The organism is Bacillus sp. C-3-6 (assembly GCF_054509685.1).
The window spans coordinates 32501-45758 of the sequence record NZ_CM137247.1 but is presented as its reverse complement, the minus strand read 5'-3'; the positions used below and the strand labels follow the sequence as shown (position 1 = coordinate 45758).

General features: G+C 36.7%; 14 protein-coding genes and 2 rRNA genes (1 of these 16 only partly in view). 1 reads left to right on the top strand and 15 read right to left on the bottom strand.

Features of this window, described 5'->3' with window-relative positions:
* Positions 1 to 32: 32 nt before the first annotated feature.
* From rsmA to metG, 4 genes are all read right to left on the bottom strand, one after another.
* Positions 33 to 911, bottom strand: a complete 879-nt coding sequence (gene rsmA, locus ACW0JX_RS00240; protein ID WP_000651548.1) for a 16S rRNA (adenine(1518)-N(6)/adenine(1519)-N(6))-dimethyltransferase RsmA — start codon at positions 909 to 911, stop codon at positions 33 to 35.
* On the bottom strand, positions 908 to 1465 hold the full coding sequence (gene rnmV, locus ACW0JX_RS00235) for a ribonuclease M5 (protein WP_000692837.1): 558 nt from the start codon (positions 1463 to 1465) through the stop codon (positions 908 to 910). Before rnmV ends, rsmA begins: the two co-directional genes overlap by 4 nt.
* 214 nt (positions 1466 to 1679) lie before the next feature.
* Entirely contained in the window at positions 1680 to 2447 is a 768-nt protein-coding gene (locus ACW0JX_RS00230; RefSeq protein WP_000895840.1) for a TatD family hydrolase, read from the bottom strand.
* 166 nt (positions 2448 to 2613) lie between these two features.
* The gene (gene metG / locus ACW0JX_RS00225) at positions 2614 to 4596 is read right to left on the bottom strand and encodes a methionine--tRNA ligase (RefSeq protein WP_000134131.1); all 1983 of its coding nucleotides are present in this window, start codon (positions 4594 to 4596) and stop codon (positions 2614 to 2616) included.
* A 486-nt stretch (positions 4597 to 5082) separates the two neighbouring features.
* Here metG and ACW0JX_RS00220 point away from each other — a divergent pair, with 486 nt between their 5' ends.
* Positions 5083 to 5367, top strand: a complete 285-nt coding sequence (locus tag ACW0JX_RS00220; RefSeq protein WP_000843036.1) for an AbrB/MazE/SpoVT family DNA-binding domain-containing protein — start codon at positions 5083 to 5085, stop codon at positions 5365 to 5367.
* Positions 5368 to 5387: 20 nt separating this feature from the next.
* On the opposite strand, the gene rsmI is transcribed toward ACW0JX_RS00220, so the two are convergent.
* From rsmI to ACW0JX_RS00165, 11 genes are all read right to left on the bottom strand, one after another.
* Positions 5388 to 6263 carry a 16S rRNA (cytidine(1402)-2'-O)-methyltransferase gene (gene rsmI, locus ACW0JX_RS00215; protein WP_000267824.1) on the bottom strand — a complete coding sequence of 292 codons (876 nt, stop codon included), beginning with the start codon at positions 6261 to 6263 and terminating at the stop codon, positions 5388 to 5390.
* Positions 6232 to 6522, bottom strand: a complete 291-nt coding sequence (locus tag ACW0JX_RS00210) for a GIY-YIG nuclease family protein (RefSeq protein WP_000414350.1) — start codon at positions 6520 to 6522, stop codon at positions 6232 to 6234. Before ACW0JX_RS00210 ends, rsmI begins: the two co-directional genes overlap by 32 nt.
* Complete coding sequence (locus tag ACW0JX_RS00205) at positions 6509 to 7249, bottom strand: tRNA1(Val) (adenine(37)-N6)-methyltransferase (protein WP_001055355.1); 741 nt, start codon at positions 7247 to 7249, stop codon at positions 6509 to 6511. Before ACW0JX_RS00205 ends, ACW0JX_RS00210 begins: the two co-directional genes overlap by 14 nt.
* An 82-nt stretch (positions 7250 to 7331) precedes the next feature.
* Positions 7332 to 7682: a DNA replication initiation control protein YabA gene (yabA, locus tag ACW0JX_RS00200; protein ID WP_000412063.1), complete on the bottom strand. Its 351-nt coding sequence runs from the start codon at positions 7680 to 7682 to the stop codon at positions 7332 to 7334.
* A gap of 14 nt (positions 7683 to 7696) precedes the next feature.
* On the bottom strand, positions 7697 to 8524 hold the full coding sequence (locus ACW0JX_RS00195; protein WP_000272429.1) for a PSP1 domain-containing protein: 828 nt from the start codon (positions 8522 to 8524) through the stop codon (positions 7697 to 7699).
* A gap of 5 nt (positions 8525 to 8529) precedes the next feature.
* Positions 8530 to 9513, bottom strand: coding sequence for a DNA polymerase III subunit delta' (holB, locus tag ACW0JX_RS00190; protein ID WP_000978578.1), 984 nt, complete (start codon positions 9511 to 9513; stop codon positions 8530 to 8532).
* 35 nt (positions 9514 to 9548) lie between these two features.
* The gene (gene tmk, locus ACW0JX_RS00185) at positions 9549 to 10175 is read right to left on the bottom strand and encodes a dTMP kinase (protein ID WP_000677220.1); all 627 of its coding nucleotides are present in this window, start codon (positions 10173 to 10175) and stop codon (positions 9549 to 9551) included.
* 1 nt (position 10176) lies between these two features.
* On the bottom strand, positions 10177 to 11598 hold the full coding sequence (locus ACW0JX_RS00180; protein ID WP_459245249.1) for an aminotransferase class I/II-fold pyridoxal phosphate-dependent enzyme: 1422 nt from the start codon (positions 11596 to 11598) through the stop codon (positions 10177 to 10179).
* 71 nt (positions 11599 to 11669) lie between these two features.
* A complete protein-coding gene (locus ACW0JX_RS00175) occupies positions 11670 to 11849 on the bottom strand; it encodes a sigma factor G inhibitor Gin (protein WP_000776279.1) in 180 nt (59 codons plus the stop codon).
* Between the two features lie 189 nt (positions 11850 to 12038).
* Positions 12039 to 12154, bottom strand: a 5S ribosomal RNA gene (gene rrf, locus ACW0JX_RS00170).
* Positions 12155 to 12202: 48 nt separating this feature from the next.
* A 23S ribosomal RNA gene (locus tag ACW0JX_RS00165) occupies positions 12203 to 13258 on the bottom strand; it runs 1866 nt beyond the window's last position.

Here is a 13258-nt window from a genome sequence, read left to right as displayed (position 1 = left end):
ACAGTTCAAGTTGAACTGTCCCTTTCATATTCTTATGATAATTTATGAAGAACCAATGCATTACTTAATGTTGCAAACTCTTCAATAGATAGCGTTTCGCCTCTTCGCTTTGGATCAATTCCTACTTCTGTTAAAATTCGATCCAATAATTCCTTATCTTTCGGGAAACCATTTAAATTATTTGATAAATTATTCATCAAAGTTTTACGGCGCTGTGCGAAACTTGCTCGTACTACTTCAAAGAAGAATGTTTCATCTGTCACCTCTACAACCGGTTTCGGACGCTTTAGAAGGCGAATAATTGCAGAATCAACATTTGGCTGTGGTACAAACACTGTACGCGGTACAGTCATAACTGTTTCAACTTCTGTATAATACTGAATAGCAATCGATAAAGAACCATACTCTTTCGTTCCAGGTTTAGCAGCTAAACGATCTCCAACTTCTTTTTGCATCATAACAACAAATCCACGAACTGGTAACTTTTCTTCAAGCAATTTAAATAAAATTGGCGTTGTAATATAGTATGGCAAGTTAGCTACTACCATTACATCTTGCCCTTCTTCAAATTGCTCATTAAATACTTCATGTACATCCGCTTTTAGTACGTCTTTATTAATAACTGTAACGTTACCATATGGTGCTAACGTCTCATCTAAAATTGGTAATAGTCTTTGATCAATTTCAAAAGCCACTACTTTTTTAGCACGCTTCGCTAATTGCTCTGTTAATGCACCGATACCTGGTCCAATTTCAATTGCACCACTTTCTGAACCGATTTCTGCATGATCGACAATACGATTTAATACATTTGTATCAATTAAAAAGTTTTGTCCTAAACTTTTTTTGAATGAAAATCCATACTTTTCAACAATGTCTTTTGTACGATTTGGCGTTGCGATATCCTTCATTTTTTTTCCTCCTGTATTACTTGCTTATAAGCTTCTCCAAATGATTCCTTTGAAACTTGAAACATCTGTAATCGTTTATGTAACTGTTTTGCATTTGTATAACCAATCTTTAATAGCTTACCCATTCTTTCTCTGCGGCTCTTTGCCATTTCTCCGCCCACTAAGCCTGCATCGACTAAATCACTCCAACTAATTTCACTTGTATAAGCTTCCATTTCTTCATGTATATTCTCTAGAGCACGGCGAATCGACTCATTAGAAGCATGTTCGATTCCAACTCCCTTTTTCCTTTTAGCAAGCGCTTCTTCCTTCGGTAAAAAGGCATGCTTACAGCCGGGAACCTTGTCAGAAATAATTTTTCGAATACGCTCTCCAGGATAATCTGGATCTGTGAAAATAATAACGCCCCTTTTTTGCTGCGCTAATTTAACTTGCTCAATAACATGATCACCGATTGCTGAACCGTTCGTTTCAATTGTATCCGCATCAACAGCACGCTTAATCGCAACTGTATCATCTTTACCTTCTACAACGATAATCTCTTTTATTTTCATGCTTGCCTCCACACTCGTTTCGTCTCTACTTAGTAAAACAAAAAAATGACGACTTTTCCATTATTATTTTCCTCATTCTTATATTTTAAAAAATAGAATAGAAAAATCTTTGTTCTCTGTCCTTATTGTAACACTTCATCATTCACATTTATTTTCTTCATCACTTCTACTAGTGTTTTTTCAAAATAAAAAAGAACAGGTTTCCCCATTCTTTTTATTCAACACCAAATAAAGCTTTTGCATTTTTGGTTGTCATTTCTGCTACTTCCTCATAAGAAACACCTTTTAAATTCGCAATTTCTTCTGCTACGAGTTTTACATAACTCGGTTCATTTCGTTTCCCTCGAAATGGATGCGGCGTTAGATATGGACAATCCGTCTCTATTAACAATTTCTCTAATGGAATCTCCGTAGCAACCTCTTTCGGCTTTTTAGCGTTTTTAAATGTAACTGGTCCGCCTAACGAAATTAGAAAGTTCATGTCAACACATCGCTCTGCTACTTCTACGCTGCCGCTAAAACAATGCATAATGCCTCCTACTTCAGCTGCATTCTCTTCTTCTAGAATATCAACAATATCTTGAGTTGCATCGCGATTATGTATAATAATCGGCAATTTCACTTTTTTCGCTAATGCAATTTGTTTACGAAATACTTCTTTCTGTATTTCTTTTGGAGACTTATCCCAATGATAATCTAAACCCATTTCTCCAAGTGCAACGACTTTAGGATGAGAAGCAAGTTCTTCTAACCAAGCTAAATGTTCTTCTGTCATGTCAATTGCATCAACTGGATGCCATCCAACCGCAGCGTAAATAAAATCATAAGCTTCAGCTAATTCCATCGCCTTTTTTATCGTTACTTCATCAAAACCAACAACAACTGTATAAGTAACTCCCGCTTCTTTCATTCGGGCAATAACTTCTTGCAAATCTTCTTCAAATTGCTCTGCATTCAAATGCGAATGTGTATCAAACAACATAATACATAACTCCTTTTATATTGAAATCAAGTTTATTCTACAAAAATAAGTTCTTTAATAACTTAACGATAACAATACTACAATCTTAATGCAAAAATAGAGAATGTAAAAAGAAAAAAGACGCTTCACACATGTTACACGTGAAACATCTCTTTTCTTGTCTTAATTACTTGATTTTTGTACCATTTGGTAGATTTTGGTCAATTGATGCTAATGACAATACGCCATTCTCTTCACCCGCTAAAATCATACCTTGCGATAATTCACCGCGTAATTTTACAGGTTTTAAGTTTGTTACACAAATAACCTTTTTACCTTTTAGGTCTTCTGGCGAATAGAATTTTGCAATTCCAGAAACAACTTGACGCTTTTCTGTGCCTAAGTCTAGTTGAATTTTTAACAACTTGTCTGCTTTTTTCACAGGTTCAGCAGATAGTACTTCAGCTACGCGTAATTCTACTTTAAAGAAATCATCAATTGTAATTTCTTCTGCCTTCGGCTCTTCTTCTTTTTTCTCTTCTACTTTAGGGGCAGAGCTTTTCATTTGTTCTTTAATGTACTCTACTTCCACTTCTATTTCTAAACGAGGGAAAATTGGGTTTCCTTTTTCTACTTTTGTTCCAGCTGGAATACAGCCAATTGTAGATAGACTTTCCCAAGATTTATGAGCCTCATCAGTAAGGCCAAGCTGAGCAAACATCTTGCTTGGTGCTACTGTTAAGAATGGCATAAGCATAATACCTGTTTGACGAAGTACTTCTGCTAAATGAGCCATTACGGAAGCTAACTTTTCACGATCATTCTCATCTTTTGCTAATACCCATGGTTGTGTTTCATCAATATATTTATTCGTACGACTAACCAATTGCCAAATAGATCCTAACGCTACAGAGAACTCCATATTCTCCATTGCTTCTTCTACTTTTTTCAAAGTATCTTGTGCAAACGCTACTAACGTTTCATCAAATTCTGTTACATTTGCTTTAAATGCAGGGATTTCTCCGTTAAAGTACTTATCAATCATAGCTACTGTACGATTTAATAAATTACCTAAGTCATTTGCTAAGTCGAAATTAATACGCTCCACAAATCCTTCTGGTGTAAATACGCCATCAGATCCAAATGGAACTTCACGAAGTAAGTAATAACGTAATGCATCCAAACCATAACGATCGATTAATGTAACTGGATCTACTACGTTTCCTTTTGACTTACTCATCTTTCCATCCTTCATTAAAATCCAGCCATGAGCAAAGACTTTCTTTGGAAGAGGTAAATCTAATGCCATTAAAATTATCGGCCAATAAATTGTATGGAAACGAACGATTTCTTTCCCAACTAAATGCACATCTGCAGGCCAGAATTTTTTATATTTCTCTTCATTTGCTGTTCCATAACCTAACGCCGTAATATAGTTAGATAATGCGTCAACCCATACGTAAATAACGTGTTTTGGGTTACCAGGAACACGAACTCCCCAGTCAAATGAAGTACGAGAAACTGCTAAATCTTCTAATCCTGGTTTAATAAAATTATTAATCATTTCATTTTTACGAGACTCCGGCTGAATGAAATGTGGATTATCTTCATAGAACTTTAATAGTCTGTCGACATATTTACCCATTCTAAAGAAATAAGATTCTTCACGAACAAGTTCTACATCATGACCACTATCTGGGCTTTTTCCTCCAACTACTTTGTCACCTTCCATAATTGGATCTACTAATTGGTGCTCTGTATAGAACGTCTCATCTTGTACAGAATACCAACCTTCATATTCATCAAGATAAATGTCACCTTGATCTACTAATTGCTTAAAGATTTTTTCGACAACATCTTTATGACGATCTTCAGTTGTACGAATAAAATCATCATAAGAAATATCCATCTTCTCCCAAAGCTCTTTAATTCCTGCAACAATATTATCAACATATGCCTGCGGCGTAATATTTAACTCTTCTGCTTTCTTTTGGATCTTCTGTCCATGCTCATCAGTTCCTGTTAAATAATGCACATTATATCCTTGCATACGCTTATATCGTGCCATCGCATCTCCTGCTACTGTCGTATAAGCATGTCCAATGTGTAATTTTCCACTTGGATAATAAATTGGGGTAGTAATATAAAAGGACTTATTTTCCTCTGTCATTGTTTTGGACCTCCCGAATAACCTCATATGTATTTATAAACAGTATATCAAAAACTCATATATAAAGTGAAACTTTAATCAGTGGGGTTTTTCTTCATCCCCACTGATTATTAGCCCACATCAATCGGGCTTTTACGAGCAGCCCGAATCTCACTTATCTTCTTTAAGCCAACCTAATTTTGAATTCTGGGTCTTAATGCTCGATATCTTTATCATCTATTGCTCATATTTTAAAAAAATATACAATCTCCACTTAAAATTTATTATTTTTTTCTGAAAATATTGTAAATAATTGTGGAATTTCCTCTCAATCTATTATATATAAGAAATAAGAAATCTATAAATCTTTTTAAAAAATATAGAATTTAAGAATTGACGGAAATGTAAATGATTGGTATCATATGTCCATAGGGTATTTTGTCGAAAAATGACGAATCTAAAAATAGACTCGAAACTTATAAACTATTTATTTAGGAGGAAAAAATTATGAAATCTACTGGTATTGTTCGTAAAGTTGATGAATTAGGTCGTGTAGTAATTCCAATCGAATTACGCCGTACTTTAGGTATTGCAGAAAAGGACGCTCTTGAAATCTATGTTGATGACGAAAAAATCATCTTAAAGAAATATAAACCAAACATGACTTGCCAAGTAACTGGTGAAGTATCTGACGGTAACCTTTCTTTAGCTGAAGGTAAAATCATCTTAAGCAAAGAAGGCGCTGAGCAAATCTTAAACGAACTTCAAGATTATATCGAAACAGCAAAATAAGCTTCTCAATTATGAGAAGCTTATTTTTTATCGACATGATAGATTTGGTATACATCTCTTTTCGACAAATCTCGATCTTTAGCGACTGTTTTAATCGCTTCTTTTGAATTCATACCTTTTTCATTTATATAGTGTTCAATATGATCATATACTGAAAGAGATTCCCACCATTGTTCTTCTGGAGCAGGTTCTTCTGTTGAACCAGCTACTAAAATACAAAACTCACCACGTACTTCATTTTGCTTCGTCCACTCAATTGCTTCTTGAATTGTCCCTCGAATAAATTCCTCAAATTTTTTCGTTAACTCTCGACACAATACAATCTCTCTATTTCCCAACACTTCCTGCATCGAAATTAAAGTATCATCTAAACGATGAGGCGCTTCATAAAACATCATTGTAGTTTGTACATAACGAAGCTTTTCTAACTCCATCTTCCGTTCCTTTTTGTTTCTCTGCAAGAAACCATAGAAATAAAACTGCTTTGTTTCAAGACCGGATGCAATTAATGCTGTAAGGGCTGCATTTGCTCCAGGAAGCGGAATTACATGATATTGCTCAGCTACTGCCTCAACAACAATATCGTAACCCGGATCAGAAATACACGGCATACCAGCGTCACTAACAAGTGCTACATTCTTTCCATCCTCTAACTTCTCTAATATTCTCTTTCCACTTACTTCTTTATTATGCTCATGATAACTCGTGACAGGTGTTTCAATTTCAAAATAATTACAAAGTTTTTTCGTTTGTCTCGTATCTTCAGCAGCAATTAAATCAACTTCTTTTAAAATTCGGATTGCACGAAATGTCATATCTTCTAAATTTCCAATAGGAGTTGGTACTAAATATAAAACTCCCTTTTCATTTTGTTGAAAGCTTTTTTGTTGCCACATAGCGTTCTCCTTTTTGCATATATGCCTCTTTTTGTTTTCTCGTTAATTGCTTAAAGTAATACTCCGCTTGCATAGCTGTACGCTTATCATCATGGGTCTCTACATATTTTAAAACGACAGGAAGCCTGACGCGTGTATACTTAGCTCCTTTGCCGCTATTATGAGTCTGTATTCGTTTTTCTATATGGTTTGTATATCCAGCATAATAACTTCCATCAGAGCACTCTACCACATAAAAAAAATGCTTATTCTTCTCCATATAAAATTGAACGTATCTCCTTTGTATATTCGTTATTGTTCTCATATACAACGAGAGGTGGTAAAATTTTTAAATCTGCATTTCCATCCTTAATTCCTTCAATTAACAATGTATTTGCTTCTTTTCCAACCTTAGGATAAACAAATCGCACACGCTTTGGTTCAATTTTATATTTACGCATTAATGTGACAATGTCGAGTAATCGCCCTGGACGATGTACAAACGCCACTTTCCCACCTTGTTTTACTAACTGACTACTTGCAGATACAACATCTTCTAATGTACACATAATTTCATGACGAGCTATCGCTAAATGTTCATTCATATTTTTCTCTGAAGTTTGAGGTGTTTGAAAATATGGTGGATTACATGTAACAACATCATATTGATGACGTCCGAGTTTCTCTGGCATATCTTTCAAATCTCCATGTATGAGGTGAATTCTTTCTTCCAGCCCATTATATTGAACACTTCTTACTCCCATATCATATAAGCGTTCTTGAATTTCCACACCAGTAATCTTTCCTTTTGTTCTTGTACTTAATAGAAGGGGGACAACTGCGTTACCTGTACACAAATCAAGTAAATTCCCCTTTTGAATTGGTACCCATGCAAAATCTGCCAGTAAAACAGCATCTAAAGAAAAATTAAATACTGATGGGCTTTGTATAATCTTCATGTCTTGCGCTAATAAGTAATCTAAACGTTCATCTTCATATAAATTCATATACTGCTCCTTTTCTTACCCTTAACCTACCCTATTTCATGTATAAAAAATTACCTTTCCAATTATAATTGGAAAGGTAATTTCACTTTTTATTTAAGAATGACAGACAGAACAAACAATCTCCCTCTTTACGTACACTTCCATAATGTAGATTGCAAATATGAAAACCTTCTTGATACAGTCTCGCTAAATTGTCATAGCCTTCACCAATATCTGTTTTCGGCTTCACTTCTTTACGCTTTTGAGTTTTTTGTTTTTCTTTATTCTGTACTTCTTCAAAACGGTGTCGCAAATTGTTATTTTCCATTTTTATATGCTGGTTTTCTTCCAACAACTCTGCAAGATGCTGTTTTAACTCTCCCAACTGTTTGTATAAATGTCCAATTTGCTCTTCCATACTAGAAACCGATTCAAAAATATCTTTTTTCTCCACAAGCACCCACCTCATTAATCTGTGGTTTGACTCGAAACGACCCCTTTATTCACTAACTCATCTAACGTATATTCTACTATCCGTTCCTTGTCTACTAGTTCCACTTGAATTAATCTTTCTAAAATATTTAATCCGATCACACGGCCAGTACCATGCGGGGTTTGTATACGTTGATCTAAATCAGGAAGTTGTTCCTTTGCTGCCTCATATTCATCATTCTCATATTTTAAGCAACACATTAAGCGACCACATAAACCAGAGATTTTTGCAGGATTTAATGATAAATTTTGATCCTTTGCCATTTTAATGGATACAGGTTCAAAATCTCCTAAAAAAGTAGAACAACAAAGCATACGACCACATGGACCAATACCACCTAGCATCTTCGCTTCATCACGAACACCAATTTGTCTTAGTTCAATTCTTGTTCTAAAAATTGCCGCTAAGTCCTTCACTAGTTCACGGAAATCAATCCGACCATCCGCAGTAAAATAGAAAATAATCTTATTACGATCGAATGTATACTCTACATCTACAAGTTTCATATCAAGATTATGCTCTACTACCTTTTGCTGACAGACTTGATATGCTTCTTTTGCAGCATGTTTGTTCTCTTCAACAATGGTACGATCATTTTCATTTGCAATACGAATAACCTTTTTTAGCGGTAATACAACGTCGTTTTCATCAACTTGCTTTTTGGTAATAACTACTTTTCCGTATTCAATACCTCTTACCGTTTCTACAATAACAAACTCATTTTCAGAGATATCGAACTGATTTGGATCAAAGTAATATACCTTTCCGGCCTTCTTAAAGCGAACACCTACTACATCATACAAAACGGTCATCCCTCCTGCAACCGCAACACTAACTGTTCGAACACAAGCTGCGCATTTACATTAGCGTTGATTCTATTTTTTGCCTCTAATATATTAAAGAGAGCTGATACAATGCGCTTCTGAGCATAGGAAAACGATTCAAACATCTCTTTCTGCTCATGAAAAACAAGACGATCTTCTTCTCCAAGTTGAACATATAGTAAATCCTTATAAATAAGGAGTAACATATCTAACCCTTGCTGTAATTGTTCTTTCTCTCCAAAGTGTTTTCCCCATTTTTCTTGTACAAAAAAAATAGAGGTTTTATCTTTTTCGAGCGCTTCACATAATTTTATCACTAAAGCTCGTGCTTGTGCAAACCATTCATCACTACATAAAGCTAAAGCTTCATCAAAACTATTTGTGAGTTGAGCAGCAAGTGTCGATAAAGATGCTGTAATACCTTCTTCCTGTAATCTTCTAATTAAAGATTCTGTAGGTAACGGTCTAAACGTAACAACTTGGCAACGAGATAAAATCGTATTTAAAATTTGATGACTTTGTTCAGTAAGTAAAATAGCGGTTGTATCACTACTTGGTTCTTCTAAAAATTTCAAAAGTGTATTTGCCGCATTTGCTGTCATACGATCTGCGTGCTCAATAATATATAATTTTTTATTTGCCTCTAATCCTGTTTTTGAAAACTCTTCTTGTAAATCATGAATTTGCTGCTTCTTAATAGATAATCCGTCTGGTTTTACAATATGTAAGTTAGGGTGGTTACCTGAATCAATTCGCTTACAATTTGTGCATACATGACAGGGCTCTACTCCATTCCGCTGAGAACAGAGGAAACTCTTTGCCATTTGAATTGCTGTCGCAAACTTTCCCGTACCTTTCCCTCCCTCTAACAAGTAAGCGTGGGATATACGCTCTTTTGCAATGCTATTCATCAACATTTTTACACCGATGGGTTGTATAGCAGAAAGCTGCTCCCACGTCTTCATCATAATGCATACCTCACTTATTTCATTCTTTCCTTCTATTATAACAATTTATCTTCTATAATCTGAACAACTTCTTCTATAAGTTTTTCCATCGGCTGATCAGCATTTACCAATACAATACGCTCCGAGAAACGTTCTACAACTTGTAAATACCCTTCGCGCACACGTTTATGGAAAGAGATATCTTCCATATCTAGTCGATTTACTTCACGTCCTGCATCTTTTTCAATCCGAGCCAAGCCAACCTCAGGCTCAATGTCTAGATAAATTGTTAAACTAGGCATACAGTCCTCTGTTGCGAAACGATTTATTTCAAATACCTTATCCATACCCAATCCTCTTGCATAGCCTTGATATGCTAAAGAACTATCTATAAAACGATCACATAACACGAGATAGTTCTCATTAAGTGCTGGCATAACTTTTTCTACTAAGTGTTGTCTGCGCGCAGCAGCATAAAGAAGCGCTTCTGTACGTGCTTCCATCATCGTATATTCTTGTTTATGTAAAATCGTCCTAATGTCCTCAGAAATTGCAATACCACCTGGTTCCCTTGTCGCCATTACCTTTTGTGCTTTTTGTTCAAAATATGGCAATAAGCTTTTAATTAACGTTGTTTTACCTGAACCTTCTGGGCCTTCAATTGTTACAAATAATCCCTTCATCCTAAAACCTACTTTCTATATCATACACTTTCATATATTTCGTATTACCTTGAAAACGAGCTCCTGCTCTCTCTAAATACATAATTTGCTCTTTATGCTCTGAAGTAATTCTCTCTCCATACATAACCAATGGAATCCCAGGTGGATACGGAATCACCATTTCCGCCGCTATCATTCCAACAGCCTCTTCTATAGATACTATCCTTGTTCCATATCTTTCTAGTTGTTTATACGTATACGGCAACGGAGAGAATTCACCTTTATAAGTATAACGAATAGATTCCCTCTTGTCTTTCACGTCATAATGTTGCAATGCTACTCGGATCATCTCTATAACCTTCATATACCCCTCATTTGCTTGCAGGGGTAAAATAAATAGGACATTGTACGGATCAGCCATCTCTGTATATATACCGACCTTTTCAAATACGGACTGTAATTCGTACCCTGATAACTGACAACGAGTTTGTACGGTAACCTTTAACTCGTCTTGCAACGGATATTCTAAAATGGCGATTTGGGGAATAGAACGTAACCGTTCCTTAAATCTCCGTAAAAACTCAACAATTTCACCATGACCTTCTTCTTTTATACGCGCCATTGTAAAGCGTGCTATATCCAAGGAAGCCATAATTGGATACGATGGACTACTAGATTGTAGCATACTTAAATAAGTAGTAACCTTCTCTTCGTCTACTAAGTAACTATTTATATGTAAATAGGAACCCATTGTCATTGCGGGTAATGTCTTATGTGCAGAATGCACTACAATATCTGCACCATATGTTAACGCTGATTTCGGGAATGGTTTTCCTAAACAAAGATGTGCCCCATGTGCCTCATCTATCAAAACAGGGATTTCATGTGCATGTGCAAAAGCGATGCTTGCCTCTAAATCCATGCCCATACCATAATAATTAGGATGCGTTAGAATGAGTGCTTTCACATTTGGATATTTTCCAATTGCTTTCTTAATAATTTCATTACGAACTCCCACTGGTACGTTATAAGTTTCATCAATCCATGGATCTAAAAAAATGGGATTTGCTCCCGCTAGTTTTAAACCATTAATAATTGATTTATGACAATTTCTTTGTACAAGAACAATATCATGTTCCCCACAACAAGACAAAATCATCGCTAAGTTCCCGACTGTTGAACCATTAATTAAAAAATAACTTCTCTTTGTATCATACACTTCAGCCAATAATTGTTGTGCCTCATCTATACATTCAAACGGACTATGCAAATCATCTAGTCCTGCTAACTCAGTTACATCAATAGATAGAATATCTTTAAACTCTCTTATTGCCTTCTGAGGGAAGTTTAAACCATTCTTATGACCTGGGACATGAAAGGATAACGGCCCTCTTTCTTTAAACTCGATTAACGCCTCATATAAAGGCATATGATTTTGATTCATCTACATCTCTTCCTTATTATTCATTCTCCATCTATTATACAGAACAAAAAAAATAATAGGCATATGCCTATTTAAAAATATGATACTTCTAATTTTCGAAGTTGCTTTAAATAATGTATATATTTCGGATCATCTGTCTCTGTATTCACCATATCCTTTTCACATTCATAACATATTAAATTATTATAAACATATATACCTTCTTTTCTTTTTGTCTCACAAACAATACAAACTTCACTTTGTAATTTCATAACCTTCCCTCCCTATTTAAGTGAACCTATTTTATACTTCTAATCCTTAACAATTTCCAGAAAAATATACACCCATCTCTTATATAATATGATTAACTCTTGGGCAACGTGTTTGTATTACCATTACTTCTTTCCCATTCTTTTTAACAATACAAAAAAACACAAGTCAAAAGACTTGTGTTTTTAGTTGCTTGGCGACGTCCTACTCTCACAGGGACAAGGTCCCAACTACCATCGGCGCTAGAGAGCTTAACTTCCGTGTTCGGTATGGGAACGGGTGTGACCTCTCTGCCATCATCACCAAACTATGAAGGCATATTCCTTCAAAACTAGATAACATTGCTACATATTATATGGTTAAGTCCTCGATCTATTAGTATTCGTCAGCTCCACATGTCACCATGCTTCCACCTCGAACCTATCAACCTGATCATCTTTCAGGGATCTTACTAGCTTACGCTATGGGAAATCTCATCTTGAGGGGGGCTTCATGCTTAGATGCTTTCAGCACTTATCCCTTCCGCACATAGCTACCCAGCTATGCCCTTGGCAGAACAACTGGTACACCAGCGGTGCGTCCATCCCGGTCCTCTCGTACTAAGGACAGCTCCTCTCAAATTTCCTACGCCCACGACGGATAGGGACCGAACTGTCTCACGACGTTCTGAACCCAGCTCGCGTACCGCTTTAATGGGCGAACAGCCCAACCCTTGGGACCGACTACAGCCCCAGGATGCGATGAGCCGACATCGAGGTGCCAAACCTCCCCGTCGATGTGGACTCTTGGGGGAGATAAGCCTGTTATCCCCGGGGTAGCTTTTATCCGTTGAGCGATGGCCCTTCCATGCGGAACCACCGGATCACTAAGCCCGACTTTCGTCCCTGCTCGACTTGTAGGTCTCGCAGTCAAGCTCCCTTATGCCTTTGCACTCTACGAATGATTTCCAACCATTCTGAGGGAACCTTTGGGCGCCTCCGTTACACTTTAGGAGGCGACCGCCCCAGTCAAACTGCCCACCTGACACTGTCTCCCGGGTCGATAAGACCCGTAGGTTAGAATTTCAATACAGTCAGGGCGGTATCCCACCAGCGCCTCCACCGAAGCTAGCGCTCCGGTTTCAATGGCTCCCGCCTATCCTGTACAAACTGTACCAAAATTCAATATCAGGCTACAGTAAAGCTCCACGGGGTCTTTCCGTCCTGTCGCGGGTAACCTGCATCTTCACAGGTACTATAATTTCACCGAGTCTCTGGTTGAGACAGTGCCCAAATCGTTACACCTTTCGTGCGGGTCGGAACTTACCCGACAAGGAATTTCGCTACCTTAGGACCGTTATAGTTACGGCCGCCGTTTACTGGGGCTTCAGTTCAGAGCTTCGCTTACGCTAACCCCTCTCCTTAACCTTCCA